We start from the raw sequence: 26,298 nt of genomic DNA, 5'->3' as shown, positions 1-26,298 counted from the left end.
CCCCTTGGGCCTGTGACGGCCTGCCCGCGGCGCGGGCGGGGCCGTCAGCCCTTGCTCAGGTCCGGGCCCGAGCCGGTGGCCTCGATCGGCGGGAGGTCCGGCAGGGCCGACTTCTCCTCGCCGCGGAAGGTGAACTTGACGGTCTCGCCCTCACCCTCCGTGCCGACGACCACGATGTGACCGGGGCGCAGCTCGCCGAAGAGGATCTTCTCCGACAGGATGTCCTCGATCTCGCGCTGGATCGTGCGGCGCAGAGGACGCGCACCCAGGATCGGGTCGTAGCCGCGCTTGGCCAGCAGGAGCTTGGCCTCGCCGCTGAGCTCGATGCCCATGTCGCGGTCCTTCAGGCGCTCGTCCACCTTGGCGATCATCAGGTCGACGATCTGGATGATGTCTTCCTGCGACAGCTGGTGGAAGACCACCGTGTCGTCGACACGGTTCAGGAACTCGGGGCGGAAGTGCTGCTTCAGCTCCTCGTTGACCTTGGCCTTCATGCGCTCGTAGCCGGTCTTGACGTCGCCCTGCGCGGCAAAGCCCAGGTTGAAGCCCTTCGAGATGTCCCGGGTACCCAGGTTGGTCGTCATGATGATGACCGTGTTCTTGAAGTCCACGACCCGGCCCTGGGAGTCGGTCAGTCGACCGTCCTCCAGGATCTGGAGAAGGGAATTGAAGATATCCGGGTGGGCCTTCTCGACCTCGTCGAAGAGGACGACGGAGAACGGCTTGCGGCGCACCTTCTCGGTGAGCTGGCCGCCCTCTTCGTAGCCCACGTAGCCGGGGGGTGAACCGAAGAGGCGGGAAACCGTGTGCTTCTCGCTGAACTCCGACATGTCGAGGGAGATCAGCGCGTCCTCGTCACCGAAGAGGAATTCGGCGAGCGTCTTGGAGAGCTCGGTCTTACCGACACCGGAAGGGCCGGCGAAGATGAACGAGCCACCCGGGCGCTTCGGGTCCTTCAGACCCGCACGGGTACGGCGGATCGCCTGGGAGAGCGCCTTGATGGCGTCCTTCTGGCCGATGACCCGCTTGTGGAGCTCGTCCTCCATGCGCAGCAGACGCGAGGACTCCTCCTCGGTGAGCTTGAAGACGGGAATGCCGGTCGCGGTCGCGAGGACCTCGGCGATGAGCTCGCCGTCGACCTCGGCGACGACGTCCATGTCGCCGGCCTTCCATTCCTTCTCGCGCTTGGCCTTCGCGGAGAGGAGCTGCTTCTCCTTGTCGCGGAGGGAGGCCGCCTTCTCGAAGTCCTGGGAGTCGATCGCCGACTCCTTGTCCCGGCGCACGGCCGCGATCTTCTCGTCGAACTCGCGGAGGTCCGGCGGCGCGGTCATCCGGCGGATGCGCATCCGGGAGCCGGCCTCGTCGATCAGGTCGATCGCCTTGTCCGGCAGGAAGCGGTCCGAGATGTACCGGTCGGCCAGGGTGGCCGCCTGGACGAGGGCCTCGTCCGTGATGGAGACGCGGTGGTGTGCCTCGTAGCGGTCGCGCAGACCCTTGAGGATCTCGATCGTGTGCGGCAGCGAGGGCTCGGCGACCTGGATGGGCTGGAAGCGGCGCTCCAGGGCCGCGTCCTTCTCCAGGTGCTTGCGGTACTCGTCGAGCGTGGTGGCACCGATGGTCTGCAGCTCACCGCGGGCCAGCATCGGCTTCAGGATCGAGGCCGCGTCGATGGCGCCCTCCGCGGCACCCGCACCGACCAGCGTGTGGAGCTCGTCGATGAACAGGATGATGTCGCCGCGGGTGCGGATCTCCTTGAGGACCTTCTTCAGGCGCTCCTCGAAGTCACCGCGGTAGCGGGAACCGGCGACGAGCGCGCCCAGGTCGAGGGTGTAGAGGTGCTTGTCCTTGAGGGTCTCGGGCACCTCGCCCTTGACGATGGCCTGGGCCAGGCCCTCGACGACGGCGGTCTTGCCGACGCCGGGCTCGCCGATGAGCACCGGGTTGTTCTTGGTACGGCGGGACAGCACCTGCATGACCCGCTCGATCTCCTTCTCGCGCCCGATGACCGGGTCGAGCTTGGACTCGCGGGCCGCCTGGGTGAGGTTGCGGCCGAACTGGTCCAGGACGAGCGAGGTCGAGGGGGTGCCCTCGGCCGGGCCGCCTGCCGTGGCCGACTCCTTGCCCCCGCCGGAGTAGCCGGAGAGCAGCTGGATGACCTGCTGCCGGACCCTGTTGAGATCGGCGCCCAGCTTGACCAGGACCTGGGCGGCGACGCCCTCGCCCTCGCGGATCAGGCCCAGCAGGATGTGCTCGGTGCCGATGTAGTTGTGGCCGAGCTGGAGGGCCTCTCGGAGCGAGAGCTCCAGGACCTTCTTCGCCCGCGGGGTGAAGGGGATGTGGCCGGACGGGGCCTGCTGGCCCTGACCGATGATCTCCTCAACCTGCTGGCGAACAGCCTCGAGCGAAATCCCGAGGCTCTCCAGGGCCTTAGCGGCGACACCCTCACCCTCGTGGATCAGACCCAGGAGGATGTGCTCGGTGCCGATGTAGTTGTGGTTGAGCATCCGGGCTTCTTCCTGAGCCAGGACGACAACCCGCCGCGCGCGGTCGGTGAACCTCTCGAACATCGTTTATCGCTCCTCAGAGCGGTCGGGCAGTTCGGGGTCGGTCCCCGCCCTGTCCTTCCGCATGCTAGTCCCGCGGGGCGGGACAGCTCATTCCAACTGCCGACATCCGTCCGCGATCACCCCCACGTCAGTGGGGAAAACCGGCTTCAACAGCCGACAACTGCTCCAACCCGATGGTGCGAGACGATGTTCCCGCAGGCCAGGCAGATACCCGTCACACGTGTACGCCGATGGCGAACGGAACCCGCTCAAATCAGCGTGTCGCCCCGATCCACTAGGAATGTCTTACCCGTAAGCAGTGACAGTCCATGCCCTCGGCACAGGGTCCCTCCGCTACGGGCGAACACGATTGGGTCCCGAATGTGGGACTCCACCCCCTGGAGCTTTACGTTCCGCATTGATCGGAGCGCACAGCGTAACTCGCGGAAGCGGTGCGGAGTTGCCCTGTCATGGCCTTCACCGTTCCACCGCCCCGCACTGCTCCGGACGACGACTGCGCGTCCTGGTACGAGGAGGTGCTCGGCTGGACCGTCGCGGGCGGGCCGCCCGCCCAGCTGGTCACCGGGACCCGGTTCGACGTGCTGGAGCTGCCGTCCGACGCGGGGGCGGAGCTGCTGCGCCGCCCCGTGGCCACCGGGCCGGTCGCCCTCATGGGGCGCAGGATGCGGTTCCTCGTCGCGGCGGGCGCCGCGGAGGAGCTGCCGGGGCTGCTGGACTGGCTGGAGTGGGGCGGGGTCGCCCTCGACCTCACGGCCCTGGGCACCGGCGGCCGGATCACGGCTCCGGTTCCCCCGGGACGGGCCGCGGGGGGAAGTCCCCGGGGGGCCGCCGTGTGGCTGCGACCCCCCGAGCAGGGGTGTGAGGCACTGCTGCCGGCCCTGCCCGGTCCTGGGCAGGGCGGCGTCGGCCTCCGGCAGGGTGCTGCCGGGCCGGATCTCGTACGCCTGGTCGCCGCGGCGGCGACGGAGTGCCACCGGGCACGGCTGCGGCGGCGTACGCCGGTACGGGATCAGCCCTTGGCGTTCTCGTAGGCCTCGCGGATGTCCGCCGGGACCCGACCGCGGTCGTTGACGTTCATCCCCTGGGCCTTGGCCCAGGCACGGATCTCGGCGGTGTCCGGGTTGCCGGAGCTCGCTGCGGCCCGGCCCTTGGCGCGGCCCGCGGCGGCACGGCCGCCGGTGCGGCGACCGCCCTTGGTGTACGGCTCGAGCAGACCACGGAGCTTTTCCGCGTTGGCGGTGGTGAGGTCGATCTCGTAGGTCTTGCCATCCAGAGCGAACGTCACGGTCTCGTCCGCCTCGCCACCGTCGAGGTCGTCGACAAGAAGGACCTGAACCTTCTGTGCCACCGGATTTCCTTTCATCGAAAAGCAGTACGCGGAAAGGAAACCGCTTTTGCCTGGAAAACACAAACCCCCCGGGAGAGGTTCAGGACCGCAGCGAGGAGGGAAACGTGCGCGATTCGGACATAGGCCACAGGTGCGCGGAGCCCGGGAAAAGCCGCCGTGATCGTTCAGAGGTGCAGAAGCATCCGGCTGTTGCCCAAGGTGTTGGGCTTCACTCGTTCGAGACCGAGGAACTCGGCGACCCCCTCGTCATAGGAACGGAGGAGCTCCATGTACACATCGGTCTCGACCGGTGTCTCGCCGATCTCGACGAAGCCGTGCCCCGCGAAGAAGTCCACTTCGAAGGTGAGGCAGAAAACCCGGCGGACCCCCACCGCGCGGGCGGTCTCCAACAACTGCGCGAGCAGTCGATGGCCGACTCCCGCCCCCTTCAACTCGCGGTCGACGGCGAGAGTGCGCACTTCGGCGAGGTCTTCCCACATCACGTGGAGTGCGCCGCAACCCACCACCCGGCCGTCCGAGACGCGTTCCGCGACCCAGAACTCCTGGATGTCCTCGTAAAGGGTGACCGGGGCTTTGTCGAGGAGGATCCGCTCCTGCACGTACTGGTCGAGCAGGCGGCGCAGCGCGCGAACATCGCCGGTACGGGCACGGCGGATGGTCACCGTATTTGCTGGGGCAGCGGAAATCTCGGACATGACCGGACGCTATCGCCCCGGGCCGGGGCGGTCTCCGGCGGAGTCCCCTTCGGACCCGGGGACCGCCCCGGGGGGCTCGGGGGCCGCCCCGGGGGCGGTTTCGGGGGCGGTTTCGGGGGCGGGGCCGGGGCCCCGCGGTGCGGGCCCGGCGGGAGCCTCCGGGGCCTCGGGGGCCGGCCCCGGTGCGGGGACGGGGGCCTGGTCGGCGGCCGATTCCTCGTCGTGCTGGACGATGCGGATGGCGTCGCGGAGCGCCTCGCGCTGTTCCGGGGACATCATGCCGAAGAAGGCCACCAGGGCGGCCGCCGGGCTGTCGCTCGTAGACCAGGCTTCGTTCATGAGTGCGGCCGAGTAGGCGGCGCGGGTGGAGACCGCCGTATATCGATAGGCCCGGCCTTCGGCTTCCCGGCGGACCCAGCCCTTCTGATGGAGATTGTCCATAACGGTCATCACCGTGGTGTACGCGATGGACCGTTCCTGCTGGAGGTCTTCCAGCACTTCACGTACGGTGACCGGGCGGTTCCACTGCCACACCCGCGTCATGACCGCGTCTTCGAGTTCTCCCAAGGGGCGAGGCACACCAGCACGATAGTGCGGAATGTGGGGAATTGCCCGGCTATTCACGCGACACCGGGCAACAAAAACCGGGCGTAGGGCCCGGAGGCCGTACGCCCGGAACGCCCGCCCCTACGGGCGGGGCTGGGCCTGCTGCGCGGCTTCGGCGCGGGAGAGCGCGGCGTCGACGGCGGCGTCCTCCTTGGCCTTGTTGGCACCGCCCTGGCTCTTCACGATCGTCACGACGAGGGCGATGAAGAACGCGGCCATCACGACAGGGGGAACGAGCGCGGAAACGTAGTCCATGGCCCCAGCGTAGCTACCCGGCCGCCCGCCCGGCCGCCGGGGGCGGGGTGGGCTTGCGGCGCGGCGGGAACACCTCGCCGGGGGTCGGCACGGGCCGCTCGGGCCGCTCGGGGCGCGGCGGCTCCTGCGGGGCCGGCTGGGGGCGGGGCGGCTCCTTGGTGCCGCCCCCGGAGTCCCGGCCGCCGCCCTCGCGGCGGCCGGCATCCCGGCCGCCGCCGCGGGATCCGCCCGGCTCCGCGGCGTCCCGGCCGCCGGCCAGGGCCAGCAGCCGGGTCCGGGGCGCAGGGGCGGCCGGCAGCCGCCGCCGCAGCGAGCGCTCCGCGACGGCCTGGGCGCGCTCCAGCAGTGCCGCCGCGACCGGGTTGGCGCGCAGGGCGCGCAGGGCGGCGAGGTCGTCGGGTGCGGGCTCGTAGCCGGCGGCCAGGGCGTCCTGGAGCAGTTCCAGGTAGCCGGAGAGGCTGCCGGGCAGGGCGCCGCGGTAGCGCGCGAGGTCGGCGAGGAGGAACGCTCTGAGCCGGCCCGCCTCCTGGACCGCTTCGTCCACCGACTGGGCGAGGCGCAGGCAGTCCTGCACCTCGGGTGCCGTCAGGGGGGCCGTGGAGGACTGGAGGGCATGGGCGAGGGTGCGCCTGAGCACGCGCAGCTCGGCGGCGCTGAACGCCATGCCGCCGCGGGATCCGTAGGGCGTGGGCATGAGCCGAAGATACGCGCTAATCGGACAAAATCCCCTGATCGCCGTGATTCCGGCGCGGCGGCTGCGGGCGTGGACCGGCGGCGGTCAGCCGGTCTCCTTCACTGCGTCCAGGAAGTCGGCCCAGGCGGCCTGCGTGGTGGCCAGGACGAGGTGCGCCGGGTCGGCGCGGTCGGCCACGCGGACCAGGTGTCCGGGGGTGGCGAGCACGTAGACGCAGGCCTCCCCCTCTCCGCAGTACGAGGACTTCTGCCACGCGGGGTCAGCGGTCATGGTGTCTCTCCTCCGTATGGACGGGCTGGTGCTCCCCTGGTGGGACGGTAACCCCGCAGGGGCCCCTGGTCGGCCACTTCAGCCGAATTCGGTGCGTCGCGCGGGCCGGCATCCCGCACCCGCGGCTCGCGGGAGCGTGGAGCCGCGCCGGAGGCTCCCCGGCCCCGGGGCCGGCCGGGGACGGGGCCCCCGGCCCGGGGCCCGGGGGTCACAGGCGGGCCAGGAAGGCGGCGACGGCCTCGGCGGTGTTCGGGCCGGTCCAGGCCAGGCCGGGCCCGCCGACGGTCACCTCGGTGACCGCCAGGCCCGGCACGGGCGCCGGCTGCCAGCCACGGAACAGCACGGTGCCGGTCTCCTCCGCCAGCCGGATCCCGGCGTCCGTGAGCCGGTCCGCCGGGTACGGCAGCCAGACCTGGAACTGGTGGGTGTGCGGCACCTCCGGGTGGATCCGGAACCAGGGGGTCCCGGCCGTCCGGAAGCCGTCCCGCAGCCCCTGCGCCACCACGCGCGCGTGGGCGACGTACGCGGGCAGCCGCGGCAGCTCCCGCTCCAGCCCCGCCAGCGCCGACAGGGCCTGCGGGAACTGGCGGAAGACCTGGCCGCCGTACCGGTGGCGCCACGCCTTCGCCTCGGCGACCAGCGCGGCCGGGCCCGCGAGCGCCGCTCCGCTCAGCCCGCCCAGCGACTTGTAGAAGGAGACGTACACCGAGTCGGCCAGGGCCGCGATCTCCGGCAGGCTCCGGCCGAGGTGGGTGGTGGCCTCCCACAGCCGGGCCCCGTCGAAGTGGACGACGGCCTCCCGCTCCCGGGCCGCGCCGACGAGGTCCTCCAGCTCCTCCCAGGTCGGCAGCAGGAAGCCGGCGTCGCGCAGCGGGAGCTCCAGCACCAGCGTGCCGAAGGGCTCGGCGAGGTCGGCGACCTCCTCGGCGGTGGGCTGGCGGAGCTCCCGCGTGGGGTGGACCGTGCGCAGCCCCGAGACCAGGGACAGTGCGCCGCCCTCCCACAGCTCGGGGTGGCTCATCGGGTGCAGGGCGACCACCGGGTTGCCGGTGCGGCCCGCCCAGCAGCGCAGGGCGATCTGCTGGGCCATGGTGCCCGACGGGAAGAAGGCGGCCTCCTCCATGCCGAGGAGCTCGGCGACCCGCTCCTCCAGCCGGGCCACGACGCCGTCGCCGTACACGTCGGCGGGCTCGTCGGGGTCGGGCGCGGCCAGCTCCGCGAGCAGTTCGCCGACTGTCGTCTCGCGGGCGCCGTCCGAGAGCTTGCGGTGGGCCGCGCGGCCCGCCGCGACCAGCCGGTTCACCCGCTCCGTGTCATCGGTCATGGCCCAGATCATCGCCGATCGCCCCTGGCGCCCAGGGGCTAGCATGGCGGCGTATCGTCCGGTACCCCCGCGGACTGGAACGGAAGGCCCACCCCGCGTGAACGCACCCCATCAGACGGAACCCCGGGATCCGTCCGCCCGACCTGCCCGGTTGACCGTCGGCGTCGTCGGGGCGGGCCGGGTCGGCCCGGCCCTGGCCCGCGCCCTCCAGCAGGCGGGGCACCGCCCGGTCGCCGTCTCCGGCGTCTCGGACGCCTCCCGCCGCCGCGCCGAGCGGATGCTGCCCGACGTACCGCTCGTCCCGCCCGCGCAGGTGCTGGAGCTGGCCGACCTGGTGCTGCTGACCGTGCCCGACGACGCCCTGCCGGGCCTCGTGCAGGGCCTCGCCGACACCGGTGCGGTACGGCCCGGGCAGCTGCTCGTGCACACCTCGGGGCGGTACGGGGCCGCCGTCCTGGACCCGGCCCGCCGGGCGGGCGCGCTGCCGCTGGCCCTGCACCCCGCGATGACGTTCACCGGCACCGAGGTCGACGTGCAGCGGCTCGCCGGCTGCTCCTTCGGGGTCACCGCCCCCGACGAGCTGCGGCTCGCGGCCGAGGCCCTGGTCATCGAGATGGGCGGGGAGCCCGAGTGGATCGCCGAGGCGAACCGCCCGCTCTACCACGCCGCCCTCGCCCTCGGCGCGAACCACCTGGTCACGCTGGTCGCCCAGGCCATGGAGCTGCTGGCCAAGTCCGGCGTGGAGCACCCCGACCGGATGCTCGGCCCGCTGCTGGGCGCGGCCCTGGACAACGCCCTGCGCTCGGGGGACGCCGCGCTGACCGGGCCGGTGGCCCGCGGCGACGCGGGCACCGTCGCCGCGCACGTGGCGGAGCTGCGCCGGCACGCCCCGGGGACGCTCACCGGGTACCTGGCGATGGCCCGGACGACCGCGGACCGGGCCCTGGCGCACGGTCTGCTCAAGCCCGAGCTGGCCGAGGACCTGCTGGGGGTCCTCGCGGACGGCGCCGTCGCCGGCGCCGACGGCGGCCGCGGCGGGCACGACCTGAACGGCACCGAGGGACCCGAAGGGGGCGACGGCCGGTGAGCCACGACCTGCTGCTGATCGACACCGCGGAGAAGCTCGCGGAGCTCCCGCGCACCGGCTCCGGGCCGCGCGCGGTCGTCATGACGATGGGCGCCCTCCACGAGGGGCACGCCACCCTGATCCGGTCGGCGCGGGAGCTGGCCGGGCCCGGCGGCCAGGTCGTCGTCACGGTCTTCGTCAACCCGCTGCAGTTCGGGGCGAACGAGGACCTCGACCGCTACCCGCGGACCCTCGACGCCGACCTGGCGCTGGCCCGCGGGGCGGGTGCCGACGCCGTGTTCGCCCCGGCCGTCGACGAGGTCTACCCCGGCGGGGACCCGCAGGTGCGGATCACCGCCGGCCCGATGGGCACCCGCCTGGAGGGTGCGACCCGGCCCGGGCACTTCGACGGCATGCTGACCGTCGTCGCCAAGCTGCTCCATCTCACCCGCCCCGACCTGGCCCTGTTCGGCCAGAAGGACGCCCAGCAGCTGGCCCTGATCCGGCGGATGGTGACCGACCTGAACTTCCCCGTCGAGGTGGTCGGCGTACCGACCGTCCGCGAGGAGGACGGGCTCGCGCTGTCCTCCCGCAACCGCTACCTGTCCGGCCCCGAGCGGCGCACCGCCCTGGCCCTGTCCCGCGCCCTGTTCGCGGGCCGCGACCGGCTCGCCGCGCAGGCCGCGCTGCGGGCCCGCGCCGAGGCGGCCCCCGCCAGCGACGAACGCGCCACGGCCCTGGCCCGGCTGGGCGAGATCCGGGCCTCGGCCGACGCGCACGCCGTGTCGTCCGCGGCCGCCGCGGCGGGCACCGGGCTGCCGGACGCCGTACGGGCCGCGGCCCGGCACGTCCTGGACGAGGCGGTGCGGCACGAGCCGCCGCTGGTCCTGGACTACCTGGCCCTGGTGGACCCGCAGGACTTCAGCGACGTCGGACCCGACTTCACCGGGCGGGCCGTGCTGGCCGTCGCCGCGAAGGTCGGCACGACCCGGCTGATCGACAACATCCCATTGGAGTTCGGAGCACACTCGTGAGCACCCCAGGCACAGGCCCCGCCGGTACCGGCATACGGCTGCACGCTCCCGCGCCCGGCTGGGCCGTCGAGGCCGACGTCGTGGTCGTCGGCTCGGGCGTGGCGGGCCTGACGGCCGCGCTGCGCTGCGCCGCCGCGGGCCGCCGCACCGTCGTGGTCACCAAGGCCCGGCTCGACGACGGCTCCACCCGCTGGGCGCAGGGCGGGATCGCCGCCGCGCTCGGCGAGGGCGACACCCCCGAGCAGCACCTGGACGACACCCTGGTCGCGGGCGCCGGCCTGTGCGACGAGGAGGCCGTCCGGCTCCTGGTCACCGAGGGGCCCGACGCGGTGCGCCGGCTGATCGCCGCCGGTGCCGTCTTCGACACCTCCGCCGAGACCGGCGAGATCGAGCTGACCCGCGAGGGCGGCCACCACCGGCGCCGGATCGCGCACGCGGGCGGCGACGCCACCGGCGCGGAGATCTCCCGCGCCCTGGTCGAGGCCGTGCACGCGGCCGGCATCGAGACCGTCGAGAACGCGCTGGTCCTGGACCTGCTCCAGGACGCCGAGGGCCGCACGGCCGGCGTCACCCTGCACGTCATGGGCGAGGGCCAGCACGACGGGGTCGGCGCCGTCCACGCGCCCGCCGTGATCCTCGCGACCGGCGGCATGGGCCAGGTGTTCTCCGCGACGACCAACCCGTCGGTGTCCACCGGCGACGGCGTGGCCCTCGCGCTGCGCGCCGGGGCCGAGGTCTCCGACCTGGAGTTCGTCCAGTTCCACCCCACCGTCCTGTTCCTCGGCCCGGACGCCGAGGGCCAGCAGCCGCTGGTGTCGGAGGCGGTCCGCGGCGAGGGCGCCCACCTGGTCGACGCGGACGGCGTCCGCTTCATGGTCGGCGCGCACGAGCTGGCCGAGCTCGCCCCGCGCGACATCGTCGCCAAGGGCATCACGCGCCGCATGCAGGAGCAGGGCGCGCAGCACATGTACCTGGACGCCCGGCACTTCGGCGCCGCGATGTGGGAGCAGCGCTTCCCGACCATCCTGGCCGCCTGCCGGGCCCACGGCATCGACCCGGTGACGCAGCCGATCCCGGTCTCGCCCGCCGCGCACTACGCCTCCGGCGGCGTCCGCACCGACCTGCACGGCCGCACCACCGTGCCCGGCCTGTACGCGTGCGGCGAGGTCGCCTGCACCGGCGTGCACGGCGCGAACCGGCTGGCCTCCAACTCCCTGCTGGAGGGGCTGGTCTTCGCCGAGCGGATCGCCGAGGACATCGTGGCGAGCGCCCCGGCGGGCAGCGGCCCGGGCATACCGGTCCCCTCGACCGGCCCGCTGCAGCCCGCCGAGGCCCGGTACGAGGTCCAGCGCATCATGACGGAGGGCGCGGGCGTGCTCCGCTCCGCGGAGTCCCTGCGGGCGGCGGCCGCCGCCCTGGAGGACCTGTACGCCACCGCGCTCACCGCCCTGGAGACCAACGGCAAGACGGCCGTGCCGGGCACCGAGACGTGGGAGGCCACGAACCTGTTGTGCGTGGCCCGGGTGTTGGTCGCCGCCGCCCTGCGGCGCGAGGAGACCCGCGGCTGCCACTGGCGCGAGGACTTCCCCGAGCGCGACGACGCCGTCTGGCGCCGCCACCTCGTCGTCCAGCTGTCCCGCACCGAGAAGCGGGCCCTGGTCGTCACCCCCACCGACTCCGCGGACCTCCCGTCCGTACAGCACCCCCCGAGCCAGGAGCAGGCATCGTGAGCACCCCCGAACTCCCCCTGATCGAGCAGAACGAAGGCGGCTGCGGCGACGACTGCGGCTGCGGCGACGGCGAGGAGAGCGGCCTGGACCCGGCGCTCGCCGGGCTGCTGGCCGAGGCGGGCCTCGACCCCGTCGAGGTCGAGGACATCGCCCACATGGCGCTGGCCGAGGACCTCGACGGCGGCGTGGACGTCACCACCGTCGCGACCGTGCCCGAGGACGCCGAGGCCGTGGCCGACTTCGTCGCCCGCGAGGACGGCGTCGTGGCCGGGCTGCGCGTCGTCGAGGCGGTCTTCTCCGTCGCGTGCACCGAGGCCTTCGAGGTCGAGCGGCACGCCGAGGACGGCGACACCGTGAAGAAGGGCGACGTGCTGCTGTCGGTGCGGGCCCTGACCCGGGACCTGCTGACCGCCGAGCGCAGCGCGCTGAACATCCTGTGCCGGCTGTCGGGCATCGCCACGGCCACCCGCCGCTGGGCGGACCTCCTGGAGGGCACCGGGGCGAAGGTCCGCGACACCCGCAAGACCACGCCGGGCCTGCGCTCCCTGGAGAAGTACGCGGTGCGCTGCGGCGGGGGCGTGAACCACCGCATGTCCCTGTCGGACGCGGCGCTGGTCAAGGACAACCACGTGGTCGCCGCCGGCGGGGTCGCGGAGGCGTTCAAGGCCGTGCGCGAGGCGTTCCCGGAGGTGCCCATCGAGGTCGAGGTGGACACCCTGCACCAGGCGCGCGAGGTCATGGACGCCGGGGCCGACCTGATCCTCCTCGACAACTTCACGCCGATGGAGACCGAGGAGGCGGTGATCCTGAACAAGGGGCACAACAAGGGCCGGGCGATCCTGGAGTCCTCCGGCCGGCTGACCCTGGAGAACGCGCGGGCGTACGCCGAGACGGGCGTGGACTTCCTGGCCGTGGGCGCGCTGACGCACTCCTCGCCCATCCTGGACATCGGGCTCGACCTGCGCGAGGCGGTGTAACCGGTGCTGCTCACCATCGACGTCGGCAACACCCACACCGTGCTGGGCCTGTTCGACGGTGACGAGATCGTCGAGCACTGGCGCATCTCCACCGACCCGCGCCGCACGGCCGACGAGATGGCCGTCCTGATGCAGGGCCTGATGGGCACGCACCCGATGCTCGGCAGCGAGCTGGGCGACGGCATCCACGGCATCGCGATCTGCTCGACGGTCCCGTCGGTGCTGCACGAGCTCCGCGAGGTGACCCGCCGCTACTACGGCGACGTCCCTGCGGTGCTCGTCGAGCCCGGCATCAAGACGGGCGTGCCGATCCTCATGGACAACCCGAAGGAGGTCGGCGCGGACCGCATCATCAACGCGGTCGCGGCCGTCGAGCTCTACGGGGGGCCGGCGATCGTGGTCGACTTCGGTACGGCGACCACCTTCGACGCGGTGTCCGCGAAGGGCGAGTACGTGGGCGGGGTGATCGCCCCGGGCATAGAGATCTCCATGGAGGCCCTGGGCGTGCGCGGGGCCCAGCTCCGCAAGATCGAGCTGGCCCGGCCGCGGCACGTGATCGGCAAGTCCACGGTCGAGGCGATGCAGTCGGGCGTGGTGTACGGCTTCGCGGGCCAGGTCGACGGGGTCGTCACCCGCATGGCCCGGGAGCTCGCGGGCCCGCACGGCGATCCCGCCGACGTCCGGGTCATCGCCACGGGCGGGCTGGCGCCGATGGTGCTCGGCGAGTCCTCGGTGATCGACGACCACGAGCCGTGGCTGACGCTGATCGGGCTGCGCCTGGTCTACGAGCGCAACGCGCCGAACTTCTCCTGAGCCGGCGACCGGCCGACCGCCCGCCCGGCCCTGCGGTCAGCAGGGCCGGGGGCGGCTCAGCAGGCGACGGACGGCGGCCCGCCACGGGTGGTGTGCCGCTCGGCCGTCCAGTACGGCCCGGAACTGTTCGTAGTCCCGGGCCGCCCGCACCACGGCGACGTCGTCGCGGCCCGGCGGCGGGGGCATGGGGGCGCCCTGCTGGGACGCCCGGTACGTGTCGATGAGGTACTGCTCGATCGCTGTCATACCTCCACCCTGAGCCCTGGGGCGGCAGGCCGCTCGTCGATTGACGCTGCTGGTCAATCGACGCCCTGACCAGCAGTGCAGCCCGGTCCGCCGTCCTCCGGGGGACAGTCGCCGACCGCGCGCCGCGCCGGTGGCCGCGGCGCGGCCGGATCGGGCCCGGCGGAGGCCAGAATGGCCCGATGAGCGTCACCATCGACATCGCCGGGCTCCCCGACGAGCACATCGCCTTCGCCCCCTCGCCGCTCGCCGAACTCTGCATGACCCTGCACGCGCTCTCCCAGCCCGCCCACCACCCCGGGCTCGCCTCCTGGACCGCCGCCACCGCCGCCGGGCTCGACCCCTGCCTCGCGGACCGGCTGCTGGAGGGCGACTTCATGTGGCGGAGCTCCTTCGCCGACATCTTCATGGCCTTCGCCGGCGTCCCCGGCGGCACCGGGCGGCCCGCCGCGACCCTGGTCGAGGAGCTCGACGTGCTCGACGAGCTGGACGACGAGCGGTTCGTGATGGCCGCCCTGGAGCACTGCTGGCTGGCGCTGTACAACGAGGGCGGCGGGCCCTCCCCGCTGACCGACGCCCGCGCCCGGGCCAAGGTGTTGGAGACGGCCGCCGCCCGCGGCCCCGGCCGGCTGGAGTTCTCGCGGCGGCTGCTGGACGACACCGCGGCCGTACGGGTGTGGATGCGCCGGCTCATGGAGGACTGCCACGAGGCCTTCTTCGACGAGACCTGGCGGCGGATCGAGCCCGAGCAGACCGCGGACGCCCGGCACAAGACCGAGGTGCTGCGCCGCAGGGGACTGGCCGCAGCGCTGAAGGAGGTCTCGGCCGCCCTGAGCGTCGACGAGGCCCGCACCACCATCACCGTCGACAAGATGGTCCACGGCACGGCCACCGCGACCGATCCCGAGATAGGCGCCGGCCTCGTCCTCGTCCCGACGCACTTCGGCTGGCCGCACCTGCTCGTGCTGCACGCCCCCGGCTGGCGGCCGGTGGTCCACTACCCGGTGCGCAACCCCGAACTGCCGTCCCCCGGTTCGGTGCAGCTGCTCCAGCGGCGGATGGAGGCACTGGCCCACCCGATGCGGATGATGCTGTGCCGGAGCCTGGCCCGCGCGCCGTACACGACGAGCGAGTTGGCGACCGTGCACGGGATCACCCCGCCGGAGGTGTCGCGGCACCTGTCCGCGCTGAAGAAGGCGGGACTGCTCCATACGCGCCGTCAGGGACGGTATGCCCAGCACCAGTTGGATCTGGGGGTCGTTGCCCGGATCGGACCCGACTTCATCGAGGGCGTCCTGCGCTAGCGGTGGCCGGATCCTTGCTGCGCAGAACCACCGATATACGGAATTCACAAACCGGAATCAGTGAAAACTCTGGCCAGATCACCCCGCTCGTCTATAACGTGCGTCCACCACTCCCCCCACGTACCGCGCATTGCCATCCGTCTGTCTGCTCGCACCTGTCGTGGAAGGACCTTCATGCCCTCACGCCGTATAGCCGCAGCAACCGCCGCCCTGGCCGTCGCAGCCGTCGTCTCGCCGTTGCTGCTGGCCGGCCCGGCCGGCGCCACCAGCCCGCAGAGCGACGCGGCCCGGGCGGACGCACTGGCCAGGAAACTGGTCAAGGACTCCACCGGCAAAGGCGCCTACAACCACCTGAAGGTCCTTCAGTCCATCTCCGACTACAACAACGGCACCCGCGTGGCCGGCTCCAAGGGCCACGTGCAGTCCGCCCAGTACGTCGAAGCGGTGCTGAAGAACGCCGGTTACAAGGTCTCGCGCAACGAGTTCGACTTCACCTACGTCGAGACCATCGCCGAGACCCTGAAGGTCAACGGGGCGAACGGCCGTGACGTGCCGATCCACCTGATGACGTACACCGCGAGCGGCCCCGAGTCCGGGGTCACCGCACAGGTCGCCGCGGCGCCCGTCGACGCCGACGGCACCAACGGCTGCGAGCCGGGCGACTTCGCCGCGGGCACCTTCACCGGCAAGATCGCCCTGATCAAGCGCGGTGGCTGCACCTTCGCCACCAAGCAGACCAACGCGGCCGCGGCCGGCGCCGTCGGAGCGGTCATCTACAACAACACCGACGGCGCCCTCAACGGCACCCTCGGCGACCCGAACGTCGGCAAGATCCCGACCGGCGGCATCACCCAGGCCGAGGGCCAGCGGCTCGTCGCCGACGCCGCGGCCGGCCCGGTCGAGGTCACCCTGGACATCCGCGAACTGCGCGAGCAGCGCAAGACGTTCAACGTCATCGCGGAGACGCAGGGCGGCGACGAGAACAACACCGTCTTCCTCGGCGCGCACCTCGACTCGGTGGCGGGCGGGCCCGGCATCAACGACAACGGCTCGGGCTCGGCCGGCATCCTCCAGGTCGCGCAGCGCCTCGCGGGCGACCAGAAGAAGGTCAAGAACAAGGTGCGGTTCGCCTGGTGGTCGGCCGAGGAGTTCGGCCTGCTCGGCTCCGAGGCGTACGTCGGCGGTCTGACCGAGGCGCAGAAGAAGCAGATCAAGCTGTACCTGAACTTCGACATGATCGCCTCGCCGAACCCGGCCTACTTCGTCTACGACGGCGACAACTCCGACGGCGTCGGCGCCGGTCCGGGTCCGGAGGGCTCCGCCCAGCTGGAGCGGGGGATCACCGACTTCCTCGACGCGAAGGGCATCCCGCACGAGGGCACCGACTTCGACGGCCGCTCGGACTACGGGCCGTTCATCGAGGCGGGCATCCCGGCCGGCGGCACCTTCACCGGCGCCGAGGGCATCAAGACCGCGGCGCAGGCGGCGAAGTTCGGCGGGGAGGCCGGCAAGGCCTACGACCCGAACTACCACGCCAAGGGCGACGACCTGTCGAACATCGACCAGAAGGCGCTCGACATCAACGTGGACGTCATCGCCAACGCGGTGGGCCACTACGCCCACGACCTGGCACCGCTGTCGAAGCCGGTGGTCTCGCAGCCGACCGGCGGCGGCTCGGGCAGCGGCGGCCTGCACGCGGGCCACGGCAGTGAGGTGACCGAGTAGCGGTCGCCCGCGGGCGAAGCGGAGGGGCCGGCCCTGCCGGCCCCTCCGGCACGGGTCAGTGAGGCCAGGCGGCCACGCCGACCGGCTGCACCAGCCAGCCGAAGTCGCCCAGCCCGCCGCGCGCGGTGAGCTCGGCCGCCTCCCCCGCCGCGGCGAGGGCCCGGACGTAGCCCACCGGGTCCGAGGAGGCCAGGGCGAGCGGGGGCCGGGCGCCCGAGACGCCGAGCGCGGCCAGCGCCTCCCGCTGGGTCAGCAGCACCGCGCCCGGCCCCGCGCAGGCGTCCAGGGCCACGTGCGCGGTGACGTCGCAGCTTCCGTCCGGGACCGGGGCCACCTCGCGGCCCTCCCGGAAGCCGGTCAGCGTGCCGTACGCCGGCCGCGTCCCGCGGGTGTGGGCGTAGTCCACGGCCACCGCCAGCCCCCGGTCCAGGGTGGCGACGGCCGCCGCCCAGGCCTCGTCCCGCGGCCGCCCGATCTCGGCCCGGCCCGGACCCGGCCACCACCGCTCCAGCCAGGCCCGGTCGGCTTCGTCCAGCGCGGCGCCCGGGCTCTCGGTGCCGTCCGGCGCGACCAGCACGTAGTGCCCGTCCTGCGCGACGTCCAGGGGGACGTTGTCCAGCCACTCGTTGGCGAACAGCAGCCCCGTGGCCCCCGCCGGCGGCTCGGATGCCCAGCGGATCCGCGGGTCCAGGCCCGGCGGCCGCTCCGCCTTCTCCACCGCGTACGGGCGCACCCGCGCGGCCACCCGGTCCGGCAGTGCGGCGAGCACCCCGGCCAGCAGCTCCCCGCGCCCGGCCCCGACGTCGACCAGGTCCAGCCCCTCCGGGGCGCCGAGCTGCTCGTCCACCCGGCACAGCAGCCGGGCCACGGCCCCCGCGTACAGCGGCGAGGCGTGCACGGAGGTGCGGAAGTGCCCGGCGGGGCCCGGGCCGCCGGGGCGCACGTAGAAGCCGCCGGGCCCGTACAGCGCGGCCTCCGTCGCCGCGCGCCAGCCGACCGGACCCCTGGTTCCGCCCTGAGTGCTCATCCCCCACAGGCTAAGCGCGGCCTCCACCTTGCGGAGTACGCCCCCGGATCGCGGATCGCACCTGTGGTTGACTCCAGCACCTATCTTCTTTGCCTACGCTGGGTTACGTGCAGCGCCTCTACGACTTCCTCCGCAGACACCCGACGGGCGTCGACACCTTCTGGGCTGTCCTCCTGTGCGGGATCGCCCTGCTGGAGGTCGCCGACAAGGGCTCCTACGACACCGCGGCCAAGCTCCTCGCCGTCCCCTCGGTGCTCGCGATGGGCGTCGTCGTCGCCCTGCGCCGCAGGTGGACGCGGCAGATGTTCTGGCTGGCCGTCGGCACCGGCGCCTACCAGCTGCTGGCCGGCACCGAGTCGCACACCGCGGACTTCGCCATGCTGGTCGTCCTGTACACCGTGGCCGCCTCGGCCGAGCTCCCGCGCACCCTGTCGCGCGCCGCGCTCGGCATCGGGCTGGCCGCCTCCCCGCTGTACGCGCTGCGCTTCCCCGTCGACAAGGGCGACACCACCAACAACGTCCTGTTCGTCCTGTTCGCCATGGTCCCGTTCGCCCTCGCCTGGGTGCTCGGCGACTCCCTGCGCACCCGCCGCGCCTACTACGCCCAGCTCGTCGAGCGGAACCAGCGGTTGGAGAAGGAGCGCGAGGCCCAGGCCAAGGTGGCCGTCGCCGCCGAGCGCGCCCGGATCGCCCGCGAGCTGCACGACGTCGTCGCGCACAACGTGTCGGTGATGGTGGTGCAGGCGGACGGCGCGGCGTACGTCATGGACGTGGCGCCGGACCAGGCCAAGGAGGCCCTGCAGACCATCTCCGGCACCGGACGCCAGGCACTGGCGGAGATGCGCCGCCTGCTCGGCGTGCTGCGCACCGGGGAGCCGCAGGAGGCCGAGGACTACGTGCCGCAGCCGGACGTGGAGCAGATCGAGGTCCTCGTCGAGCAGGTGCGGGCGGCCGGCCTCGTGGTGGACTTCGAGGTCGAGGGCGCCCCGCGCAAGCTGCCCAGCGGCGTCGAGCTGACCGCGTACCGGATCGTGCAGGAGGCACTGACGAACACGCGCAAGCACGGCGGCCCCGACGCCAGGGCGAGCGTCCGGCTGGTCTACTTCGACGACGGGCTCGGCCTGCTCGTCGAGGACGACGGCCGCGGCGCGGCCCACGAGCTGTACGAGGACGGCGGCGCCGACGGCGCCGGCCACGGCATGATCGGCATGCGCGAGCGGGTCGGCATGGTCGGCGGCACCCTGGACGCGGGCCCGCGCCCCGGCGGCGGCTTCCGGATCAGTGCGCTGCTCCCGCTGAAGAAGGGCTGACGTGCCCCCCGCCACCGGTCCGGCGGACCAGACCGCTGCGTATGCTCGCCGTATGACTGCCTCTGACGCGCCCACGCCGGCGAACTCCGTAAGGGTCATGCTCGTCGACGACCAGGTGCTGCTGCGCACGGGCTTCCGCATGGTGCTCGCCGCCCAGCCGGACATGGAGGTGGTCGCCGAGGCCGGCGACGGCCTGGAGGCGCTGGAGGTGCTGCGGTCCACGAAGGTGGACGTGGTGCTGATGGACGTCCGGATGCCCCGGCTGGACGGGGTCGAGGCCACCCGCCGGATCTGCGAACGCCCCGAACACCCCAAGGTGATCATCCTGACCACCTTCGACCTGGACGAGTACGCCTTCTCCGGGCTCAAGGCGGGCGCGAGCGGCTTCATGCTCAAGGACGTCCCGCCGTCCGAGCTGCTGGCCGCGATCCGCTCCGTGCACAGCGGCGACGCCGTCGTGGCCCCCTCGACGACCCGGCGGCTGCTGGACCGGTTCGCGCCCATGCTGCCGACCGGCGCCAAGGAGCCGCAGAACAAGGAGATCGAGCGGCTGACCGAGCGCGAGCGGGAGGTCATGCTGCTGGTGGCGCAGGGGCTGTCGAACGGTGAGATCGCGGGCCGGCTGGTGCTGTCGGAGGCCACCGTCAAGACGCACGTGGGCCGCATCCTGACCAAGCTCAGCCTCCGCGACCGGGTGCAGGTCGTCGTCCTCGCGTACGAGTCCGGGCTGGTCCGGGCGGGCGGCGGGGCCGCGCCCGCGTAGGCGCCCCGGCCCGGCGGCCCCGGCCGAGCACCACCGCCCGGGCGGCTCAGGTCATCCAGCGGTCGGGGCGGGCGTCCGCGCGGGAGGTGCGCGAGCGGTCCGCCTGGGCGGCCAGCAGGGCCGCGGCCTCGTCCGCGGCCCGCAGCCGGGCTGTGACCGTGGTGTTCGCGCCGGTGTCCACGCTGACGTCGGCCACACCGCGGGCCCGCTCCCAGGGGCCCCGGGTGAGCCGGACGCTCTGCACCTTCGCGTGCGGGACCAGCTCGGTGCGCCGGCACAGCAGCCCGCGCCGGGCCGCGAACACCTCCTCCGAGACGGCCAGCCCGTACCCCTTCCACCACACCGGGACCACCCAGCGCGCCCGGCCCCGCGGGGACGGGCGGAAGTCCAGGGCCTCCGGGTCCACACCCGGCAGCACCCGGGCGATCACCCCCCGGGCGGCCGCCCGGGAGGCCACCGGGATCAGGACGCCGTTCTTCGAGCCGGCCACCGACAGCTCCACCCGGACCCAGCCCCGCCGCCGCCACAGCAGCGGCTCGACGAGCCGCACGGCCTGCACCCGCCCCGGCGGCACGGTCTCGTGGGCCCGGTCCAACAGCCCGTGGTCGATCCGCAGCCCGTCCGGGGACTCGGCGACCCGCCAGTCGTACTCCTCCATGAAACGGCCGGCCGTGCCCGCCCAGATGCCGCCGAGGAACGGCACCAGGATGCCGAGGGTCGCCCAGACGCTCCCGCTGAACCACCAGACGACCAGCGGCGCGAGCACCGCCGCGGGGACCGCCGCCCAGGCTCCCAGGGTGAGGGCGAGCGACACCGCGAGGTCGCGGGGCTGCACCCGCAGCAGCTCCTGCTTGGGGGCCTCGCCCACCACAGCCGCCTCCTCGGGGGCGAAACCGGCCGCCAGCGCGAGCAGCTCGGCGCGCAGCGCCACGGCCTCGCGCTCGTCGAGGAAGGCCAGCTCGTCCTTGGCCTCGGTGCCGACGACGTCGAGCCGGAGCTTGGCGACGCCCGCGATCCGGGCCAGCAGCGGGCGGGTGACGTCCACGGCCTGGATCCGGTCCAGGCGGATGTGCGCGGTGCGCCGGAAGACCAGGCCGCTGCGGATGCGAAGCTCGGTGTCGGTGACCGAGTAGTGGGTGAACCACCAGCTCAGGAACCCGTACACGGTGAAGACGACGACGAGGCCGGCCACCATCGCGGCCCGCACGGCAGGGGTGAGGTCCTCGACCCACTCGGCGAGCTGCTCGCCCTGCTGGACCACCACGCCGGCGGTGCCGGCGATCGGCACCCAGGCGCGGCGCAGCGGGGTGAGCACGTGCAGCCGCCGTTCGACGGCCGGGCCGGGCGCCGTGGGCACGGCGATGGCGGAGTCGGAGTCGGAGTCGGAGTCGGACGGGACGGCTCCGGACTCCGCGGGCTCGGCGGTCACAGGCCCGCCGACCTTGCCTCGCCGAGCGCGGTGAGCCGGTCCCGCAGCCGCTCGGCCTCGGCCGGCAGCAGGCCCGGGATCTTCGCGTCGGTCGCCGCGGCCGCCGTGTGAAGCTGGACGGAGGCCAGCCCGAAGCGGCGTTCCAGCGGCCCCGAGGTGACCTCGACCAGCTGCATCCGCCCGTACGGGACCACGGTCTGCTCGTGCCAGAGCACGCCCCGGCTGATCAGCAGGTCGTCGGCGCGCTCGGCGTACCGCCAGGACCGCCAATTGCGTGCGAGCAGCCACCAGCCCCAGCCGAGGACCGCCAGCCAGAACGCCCCGGCCGCCGCCCAGACCGGGCCGGCCAGCAGCCACAGCGCCAGCGCCGTCACGCCCGCGAGGAGCAGCATCCACAGCACCAGCAGCAGCCTGCGCAGCGTGAGCAGCCCGCCCGGGAGGCCCACCCAGTCGGGCCCCGGCCCGGCCGTCGGCGCCCCGTCCGTCCCCGTCCCCGTTCCCGTCCCCGTGTCCATGCCACCACCCTAGGGCGCAGCGGGGTCCGTCCCGTGGGACCAGAGGACGAGATCACGCGCCGGGCTGCGAGAATGCCGGCATGACGGAGACCACGGTCGGCATCGGCGGCGCGGCGGAGAGCACCGACATGGTGCTCAACATCGGACCGCAGCACCCTTCCACGCACGGCGTGCTGCGCCTGCGCCTCGTCCTGGACGGCGAGCGCATCGTGAGCGCCGAACCGGTGGTCGGCTACATGCACCGCGGCGCCGAGAAGCTCTTCGAGGCCCGCGACTACCGGCAGATCGTCATGCTCGCCAACCGCCACGACTGGCTGTCGGCGTTCTCCAACGAGCTCGGCGTGGTCATGGCCGTCGAGCGGATGCTCGGCATGGAGGTCCCCGAGCGGGCCGTGTGGATGCGGACCCTGCTCGCCGAGCTGAACCGGGTGCTGAACCACCTGATGTTCCTGGGGTCCTACCCCCTCGAACTGGGTGGGATCACCCCGATCTTCCACGCTTTCCGCGAGCGCGAGGAACTCCAGGCCGTCATGGAGGAGATCTCCGGCGGCCGCATGCACTACATGTTCAACCGCGTCGGCGGCCTCAAGGAGGACCTGCCGGCGGGCTGGCTCGGCCGGGCCCGCGCCGCGATCGCCGACGTCCGCAGCCGGATGGACGTGTACGACAAGCTGGTCCACGGCAACGAGATCTTCCGGGGCCGCACCCGCGGCGTCGGCGTCCTGCCCGCCGAGGCGGTGCACGCGTACGGGGTCTCCGGCCCGATCGCCCGCGCCTCCGGCGTCGACTTCGACCTGCGCCGCGACGAGCCGTACCTCGCCTACGGCGAGCTCCAGGACGTCCTGAAGGTGGTCACCCGGTCCGAGGGCGACTGCCTGGCCCGCTTCGAGTGCCTGCTGGACCAGACCCACAACTCCCTCGACCTCGCCGACGCCTGCCTGGACCGGATGGACGGGCTGCCGCCCGGCCCGATCAACCAGCGCCTGCCGAAGGTCCTGAAGGCGCCCGAGGGGGCCACGTACGCCTGGACCGAGAACCCGCTCGGCATCAACGGCTACTACCTGGTCTCCAAGGGCGAGAAGACCCCGTACCGGCTGAAGCTGCGCTCGGCCTCCTACAACAACATCCAGGCGTTGTCGGTGCTGCTGCCGGGCACGCTCGTCGCGGACATGGTGGCGATCCTCGGCTCGCTGTTCTTCGTCGTCGGCGACATCGACAAGTAGTCGCGGACGGACAACTCACGGGAAAACAGCGGCCGTCAGCGCCTAGGGTGCGGGAATGACCACCCTTGGCATATGCGACGGTTACGACGGATACCTGCGGCGGCTCGGCTTCACGGAGCCGCCGCGGCCCACCGCCGATGCGCTCTTCGCGCTCCAACGCGCCCACCTGGAGCGCGTCCCGTACGAGAACGTCGACATCCAGCTGGGCCGGCCGCCGGGCATCGATCCCGCGCTGTCGGTGCGCCGCTTCGCCGACGGCCGCGGCGGGTACTGCTTCCACCTCAACGGCGCCTTCGGCCTGCTGCTGGAGTCCCTCGGGTACGACGTGACCCGGCACCGGGCGGGCGTTCTCGGTCCGGCGGACCGTGACCGGCACGACGTCAGCGGGGACCACCTGGCGCTGACCGTGCGGGTGGACGACGAGGAGTACTTCGTCGACGCCGGGCTGGGCGACGGGCCGTACGAGCCGCTGCCGCTGCGGGTCGGGACGTACCGGCAGGGGGCGTTCACGTACGGGCTGGCCCCGTTGGAGGGGGACGAGCCCGGCTGGCGGTACCTCAACGACGCGGGACCGTGCCCGGTGGTCAACTTCCTCGCGGCACCGGCCGCGACGGCCGACTTCGAGGCCGAGCACGCCCGGCTGTCGACCTCCGAGGACTCCGGCTTCGTCCGCACCTTCGCCATGCTGCGGCGCGACGCGCACGGCATCGACACGCTGCGGGGGCGGGTGCTCAGCCGGATCGACCCGGAGAAGGGGACCACCGAGCGGATCCTGGAGACGCCCGGGGAGTTCTGGTCGGTGGTGGGCGGGCTGTTCGAGCGGGCGCTCGACGACCTGACGCAGGAGGACCGGCAGGCCCTGTGGGACCGGGTGGGGCGGGCCCACGCGGCATGGCTCGCCGCGCGCGCGGACCGGTCCGGGACCGGGGCGGAGACCGGGGCCTAGGGGCCGTACCGGCCGGGGCGCGTCCCGGCGCGTCCCGGCGCGCCCCGGCGCGAACCGGCGCGAACCGGCGCGAACCGGCAGGGCCCGGCCGGGGCGTTGTCGGTGCCGGAGGGCACACTGGGGGGATGGCGCATTCCCCCCGACGAGCCTGTCCCGCATGCGGGCGCGACTGCGCCGTGACCGCCGGCCGGATCGCCCGGCACGATCCGCCCGCCGGGCGCGAGCGCAGCGGGCTGGTGTCCTGCCCCGGTTCCCGGGCCCGGGTGGTCCTCGGCGCGTCCGCGCCCACGCTGGACGGCTTCGTCCTGCCGGACGCACCGGGCCAACTCCCGCTGTTCTGAGGGCCCTGGCCTGAGTACGCCGGGCCGCGGACCTGGGTAGTCGTACGGATCCCCGGTCCGGCCGGGCCGGACAGGATGGTGCCATGACCTGGTACCAGCAGCCGGCCGTCCCGGCCTCCCCGCAGGACACCGCCTCGAAGCGGATCCGGCGGGGCTCCGGCATCGCCCTCGTCCTGTTCCTGCCCGTGCTGTTCCTGGCGAAGGTGGCACTGCTGGCCACGCCGCGGGGCGGCGAGTGCCTGATGTACGGCGGCTGCGCGCCCTTCCCCTTCGCCCCGTTCCTGGCGTCGGCCTGCGCCGCGCTGGTCGCGTTCGTGGTGGTGGCGGCGGCCCGGCCGGCGGTCGGGCGGGCCGCACTGGGTGTGCAGCTACTGCTGGAGGCCGCCGCCGTGTGCATGGTGCTCGCCTACCCCTGAGCGGGGGCGCGGCGGCCGTTTCAGACCGAGGTCAGGCGGAGCAGCAGGGCGCCGCCGATGACCGAGGCGAAGGAGAGCAGGCGGGCGGGGATGATCCTCTCCTTGAAGGGCACCGCGCCGAACACGGCGGTGCCGACGCCGCCGAGACCGGTCCAGAGGGTGTAGCCGGCGCTGACGTCCAGCTCCCGCAGGGCCAGCGAGAGGGTGAAGATCCCGCCGGCGGCGGCGCCCAGGGTGAGCACGGACGGCCAGAAGCGGGTGAAGCCCTCGGTGGCGTTGGTGCCGAGGGCGAAGGCGTCTGGTCCGCCACCCGCCGAAGGTGGCCCTGTCCTCCCCGGGCGTGAACGCCCGGGGTTCCTCGCTAGACCACGCTGAACACGGCCGGTGCGGAGCCGGAACCGGCGCGCACGGTCCAGTCCCTGCGCAACTCCGCCTGACGGCCGCAGCGCTAGGAGATCGCGCTGCGCAGCCGGACCACGTCGATCGGCTCGGTCTCGTCGTGCTCGGTCAGGTCGATGACCTGGCCCTCCTCGCCCGGCCGGGCGACGGCCGGAACGGACTCCGACGCGGCCTGCGGCTCCGGCGCGGCGGTCCGGTCCGCCTCCGCCTCCGCCTCCGCCTTGTGGACGGCCAGGGCCTCCTCGCCGACCACGTCGGCCAGGTCCTCGTGCTGGACCGACTCGATCACCTCGCGCGCCCGCTCGGCGCCAGGACCCTTCGTACCGAAGAAGTCGAAGCCGCCGACCGTGCGGGAGGCCGGGCGGCGCGCGGCCTGGTACGGGGCCACCGGACCCGCGGCGCGGCGCGCCGGAAGGGCGGAGCCGGGGTCGGCCGCCTGCGCGGGGGTGTCGGTGGACTGCGTGCCGGTGTCGGACCGGGTTCCGGCGGCGGGCGCGGCCTGCGCCTGCCCGGACGGGAGCTCTGCGGGCCGCGGCTCGGGGCCCCGCGGGGCGCCGGCGCCCGGTCCGCCGGGGCCCTGCGGGCCGGCCGGGTCGGCCTCGGCCCTGCGGACCAGGGCGCTCAGGGCCGCGTGGGCCCGGGCGTAGCCGAGCGTGGTGGGCGCTCCGCTCGACGTGCGCTCCTCGCTGACCGGCGGGAGCTCCTTCGCAGGGCCGGCCGCCGCCGGGGCCGTCGACGCCTCGATGGCCAGCAGCCGGCGGCCCTCCAGGGCGCTCGCGCGCTCGGTCTCGGCGGTGGCGTACCGGCGCAGCAGCGCCGCGTGCTCGCCCCGCAGCCCGGCGAGTTCGACCCGCTTGGCCCGCAGCTTGGCGTCGAGCTTGGACCGCAGGACCCGGGCCTCTTCGAGGTCGGACTCCAGCTCGGCTATGCGCTCGTCGGTCTTCCACTCGTCCTTGACGCGTTCGCGCGCCAGCTCCGCGACCCGCCGTCCGGCAGCGCGGTCCCAGGTGCGCATGAACGCGGCGCTCGCGACACCCGCGGCCGCGGCGAGCGCCACGAGGAGCCTCAGCGCCACGGGATCCGCGAGCAGCCAGGCCACGGTCGCGCTGGTGAGGGAAACGCCGGCCACGGCCGTGGGGGTGAGCAGCCGGTGCAGGGGTTCGGGATTGCGGTGGCGTCCTCGGGGCATGGCCAGAAATTTACAGGGCGTGGGGGCCGGTTGGGATGGCTGCCCGGCAATCTGTTCCCGGGCAGTTACCCGCTCGTTCCCCCCGCCCC

At 73.4% G+C, this 26,298-nt stretch carries 28 protein-coding genes; 14 read left to right on the top strand and 14 right to left on the bottom strand.

All coding sequences use genetic code 11. From position 1 onward, the window contains the following. Positions 1 to 44: 44 nt before the first annotated feature. Positions 45 to 2,567 (bottom strand): ATP-dependent Clp protease ATP-binding subunit, encoded by a 2,523-nt coding sequence (locus tag ACZ4VL_RS11505; RefSeq protein ID WP_468198544.1) that lies wholly within the window; start codon positions 2,565 to 2,567, stop codon positions 45 to 47. Between the two features lie 449 nt (positions 2,568 to 3,016). Between ACZ4VL_RS11505 and ACZ4VL_RS11500 the strand changes: the two genes are divergently transcribed. Next, complete coding sequence (locus ACZ4VL_RS11500) at positions 3,017 to 3,598, top strand: SCO3374 family protein (RefSeq protein WP_468198541.1); 582 nt, start codon at positions 3,017 to 3,019, stop codon at positions 3,596 to 3,598. Here the strand turns inward: ACZ4VL_RS11500 and ACZ4VL_RS11495 are convergent. The 7 genes from ACZ4VL_RS11495 to ACZ4VL_RS11465 all read right to left on the bottom strand — a co-directional run bounded on the left by ACZ4VL_RS11495 (position 3,577) and on the right by ACZ4VL_RS11465 (position 7,759). Beyond that, positions 3,577 to 3,915 carry a histone-like nucleoid-structuring protein Lsr2 gene (locus tag ACZ4VL_RS11495; RefSeq protein ID WP_468198539.1) on the bottom strand — a complete coding sequence of 113 codons (339 nt, stop codon included), beginning with the start codon at positions 3,913 to 3,915 and terminating at the stop codon, positions 3,577 to 3,579. The genes ACZ4VL_RS11500 and ACZ4VL_RS11495 overlap by 22 nt on opposite strands. Positions 3,916 to 4,079: 164 nt before the next feature. Continuing rightward, the gene (locus ACZ4VL_RS11490; RefSeq protein ID WP_468198537.1) at positions 4,080 to 4,610 is read right to left on the bottom strand and encodes an amino-acid N-acetyltransferase; all 531 of its coding nucleotides are present in this window, start codon (positions 4,608 to 4,610) and stop codon (positions 4,080 to 4,082) included. Positions 4,611 to 4,619: 9 nt separating this feature from the next. Next, a complete protein-coding gene (locus tag ACZ4VL_RS11485; protein WP_468198535.1) occupies positions 4,620 to 5,189 on the bottom strand; it encodes a BlaI/MecI/CopY family transcriptional regulator in 570 nt (189 codons plus the stop codon). 108 nt (positions 5,190 to 5,297) lie between these two features. Further along, positions 5,298 to 5,471 (bottom strand): hypothetical protein, encoded by a 174-nt coding sequence (locus ACZ4VL_RS11480; protein WP_361096653.1) that lies wholly within the window; start codon positions 5,469 to 5,471, stop codon positions 5,298 to 5,300. 13 nt (positions 5,472 to 5,484) lie between these two features. Beyond that, entirely contained in the window at positions 5,485 to 6,135 is a 651-nt protein-coding gene (locus ACZ4VL_RS11475) for a hypothetical protein (RefSeq protein WP_468198593.1), read from the bottom strand. 114 nt (positions 6,136 to 6,249) lie between these two features. Beyond that, positions 6,250 to 6,435: a DUF397 domain-containing protein gene (locus ACZ4VL_RS11470; RefSeq protein WP_468198532.1), complete on the bottom strand. Its 186-nt coding sequence runs from the start codon at positions 6,433 to 6,435 to the stop codon at positions 6,250 to 6,252. Positions 6,436 to 6,643: 208 nt separating this feature from the next. Continuing rightward, a complete protein-coding gene (locus ACZ4VL_RS11465; RefSeq protein ID WP_468198530.1) occupies positions 6,644 to 7,759 on the bottom strand; it encodes a threonine aldolase family protein in 1,116 nt (371 codons plus the stop codon). Positions 7,760 to 7,856: 97 nt separating this feature from the next. On the opposite strand from ACZ4VL_RS11465, the gene ACZ4VL_RS11460 reads away from it, so the two are divergent. Genes ACZ4VL_RS11460 through ACZ4VL_RS11440 form a run of 5 tightly spaced genes read left to right on the top strand, consistent with a single transcriptional unit; the run spans position 7,857 to position 13,379 of the window. Beyond that, on the top strand, positions 7,857 to 8,846 hold the full coding sequence (locus ACZ4VL_RS11460; protein WP_468198528.1) for a Rossmann-like and DUF2520 domain-containing protein: 990 nt from the start codon (positions 7,857 to 7,859) through the stop codon (positions 8,844 to 8,846). After that, positions 8,843 to 9,859, top strand: coding sequence for a pantoate--beta-alanine ligase (gene panC / locus ACZ4VL_RS11455; protein WP_468198526.1), 1,017 nt, complete (start codon positions 8,843 to 8,845; stop codon positions 9,857 to 9,859). The genes ACZ4VL_RS11460 and panC overlap by 4 nt, the downstream gene beginning before the upstream one ends. Beyond that, positions 9,856 to 11,589: an L-aspartate oxidase gene (locus tag ACZ4VL_RS11450; RefSeq protein ID WP_468198523.1), complete on the top strand. Its 1,734-nt coding sequence runs from the start codon at positions 9,856 to 9,858 to the stop codon at positions 11,587 to 11,589. Before panC ends, ACZ4VL_RS11450 begins: the two co-directional genes overlap by 4 nt. Next, positions 11,586 to 12,566, top strand: coding sequence for a carboxylating nicotinate-nucleotide diphosphorylase (gene nadC, locus ACZ4VL_RS11445; protein WP_404242233.1), 981 nt, complete (start codon positions 11,586 to 11,588; stop codon positions 12,564 to 12,566). The genes ACZ4VL_RS11450 and nadC overlap by 4 nt, the downstream gene beginning before the upstream one ends. A gap of 3 nt (positions 12,567 to 12,569) precedes the next feature. Beyond that, complete coding sequence (locus ACZ4VL_RS11440; RefSeq protein WP_468198521.1) at positions 12,570 to 13,379, top strand: type III pantothenate kinase; 810 nt, start codon at positions 12,570 to 12,572, stop codon at positions 13,377 to 13,379. A 36-nt stretch (positions 13,380 to 13,415) separates the two neighbouring features. Here the strand turns inward: ACZ4VL_RS11440 and ACZ4VL_RS11435 are convergent, their stop codons facing one another. Next, positions 13,416 to 13,625: a hypothetical protein gene (locus ACZ4VL_RS11435; RefSeq protein ID WP_468198518.1), complete on the bottom strand. Its 210-nt coding sequence runs from the start codon at positions 13,623 to 13,625 to the stop codon at positions 13,416 to 13,418. 179 nt (positions 13,626 to 13,804) lie between these two features. On the opposite strand from ACZ4VL_RS11435, the gene ACZ4VL_RS11430 reads away from it, so the two are divergent. Together ACZ4VL_RS11430 and ACZ4VL_RS11425 are read left to right on the top strand one after the other, a co-directional pair. Next, complete coding sequence (locus ACZ4VL_RS11430; protein ID WP_468198516.1) at positions 13,805 to 14,926, top strand: DUF5937 family protein; 1,122 nt, start codon at positions 13,805 to 13,807, stop codon at positions 14,924 to 14,926. A gap of 174 nt (positions 14,927 to 15,100) precedes the next feature. Beyond that, positions 15,101 to 16,651, top strand: coding sequence for a M28 family metallopeptidase (locus ACZ4VL_RS11425; RefSeq protein WP_468198513.1), 1,551 nt, complete (start codon positions 15,101 to 15,103; stop codon positions 16,649 to 16,651). A 55-nt stretch (positions 16,652 to 16,706) separates the two neighbouring features. On the opposite strand, the gene ACZ4VL_RS11420 is transcribed toward ACZ4VL_RS11425, so the two are convergent. Beyond that, positions 16,707 to 17,678: an SAM-dependent methyltransferase gene (locus tag ACZ4VL_RS11420; protein WP_468198511.1), complete on the bottom strand. Its 972-nt coding sequence runs from the start codon at positions 17,676 to 17,678 to the stop codon at positions 16,707 to 16,709. 107 nt (positions 17,679 to 17,785) lie between these two features. Here ACZ4VL_RS11420 and ACZ4VL_RS11415 point away from each other — a divergent pair, with 107 nt between their 5' ends. Next, positions 17,786 to 18,988, top strand: a complete 1,203-nt coding sequence (locus ACZ4VL_RS11415) for a sensor histidine kinase (RefSeq protein WP_468198509.1) — start codon at positions 17,786 to 17,788, stop codon at positions 18,986 to 18,988. Between the two features lie 52 nt (positions 18,989 to 19,040). Beyond that, entirely contained in the window at positions 19,041 to 19,751 is a 711-nt protein-coding gene (locus ACZ4VL_RS11410) for a response regulator transcription factor (protein ID WP_468198507.1), read from the top strand. Between the two features lie 46 nt (positions 19,752 to 19,797). On the opposite strand, the gene ACZ4VL_RS11405 is transcribed toward ACZ4VL_RS11410, so the two are convergent. Beyond that, a complete protein-coding gene (locus tag ACZ4VL_RS11405) occupies positions 19,798 to 21,180 on the bottom strand; it encodes a PH domain-containing protein (protein WP_468198504.1) in 1,383 nt (460 codons plus the stop codon). Further along, positions 21,177 to 21,695, bottom strand: a complete 519-nt coding sequence (locus ACZ4VL_RS11400; RefSeq protein WP_468198502.1) for a PH domain-containing protein — start codon at positions 21,693 to 21,695, stop codon at positions 21,177 to 21,179. The genes ACZ4VL_RS11405 and ACZ4VL_RS11400 overlap by 4 nt, the downstream gene beginning before the upstream one ends. An 80-nt stretch (positions 21,696 to 21,775) precedes the next feature. Here ACZ4VL_RS11400 and ACZ4VL_RS11395 point away from each other — a divergent pair, with 80 nt between their 5' ends. From ACZ4VL_RS11395 to ACZ4VL_RS11380, 4 genes are all read left to right on the top strand, one after another. Then, the gene (locus ACZ4VL_RS11395; protein ID WP_468198499.1) at positions 21,776 to 22,918 is read left to right on the top strand and encodes an NADH-quinone oxidoreductase subunit D; all 1,143 of its coding nucleotides are present in this window, start codon (positions 21,776 to 21,778) and stop codon (positions 22,916 to 22,918) included. Positions 22,919 to 22,973: 55 nt separating this feature from the next. Further along, positions 22,974 to 23,864: an arylamine N-acetyltransferase family protein gene (locus ACZ4VL_RS11390; protein ID WP_468198497.1), complete on the top strand. Its 891-nt coding sequence runs from the start codon at positions 22,974 to 22,976 to the stop codon at positions 23,862 to 23,864. A gap of 125 nt (positions 23,865 to 23,989) precedes the next feature. Beyond that, positions 23,990 to 24,205 (top strand): hypothetical protein, encoded by a 216-nt coding sequence (locus ACZ4VL_RS11385; RefSeq protein WP_404242220.1) that lies wholly within the window; start codon positions 23,990 to 23,992, stop codon positions 24,203 to 24,205. 83 nt (positions 24,206 to 24,288) lie between these two features. Continuing rightward, entirely contained in the window at positions 24,289 to 24,621 is a 333-nt protein-coding gene (locus ACZ4VL_RS11380) for a hypothetical protein (protein ID WP_468198495.1), read from the top strand. A gap of 20 nt (positions 24,622 to 24,641) precedes the next feature. Here ACZ4VL_RS11380 and ACZ4VL_RS11375 read toward each other — a convergent pair whose 3' ends face one another. Both ACZ4VL_RS11375 and ACZ4VL_RS11370 read right to left on the bottom strand, forming a co-directional pair. Beyond that, positions 24,642 to 25,037 carry a DMT family transporter gene (locus ACZ4VL_RS11375; RefSeq protein WP_468198591.1) on the bottom strand — a complete coding sequence of 132 codons (396 nt, stop codon included), beginning with the start codon at positions 25,035 to 25,037 and terminating at the stop codon, positions 24,642 to 24,644. Between the two features lie 32 nt (positions 25,038 to 25,069). Then, a complete protein-coding gene (locus ACZ4VL_RS11370) occupies positions 25,070 to 26,209 on the bottom strand; it encodes a hypothetical protein (RefSeq protein WP_468198492.1) in 1,140 nt (379 codons plus the stop codon). Between the last annotated feature and the right edge of the window lie 89 nt (positions 26,210 to 26,298).

It is taken from the genome of Streptomyces sp. NPDC029014 (assembly GCF_055564695.1).
Note: the sequence above shows the minus strand (reverse complement) of the source record. Positions and strands in the feature narration are given on the sequence as shown.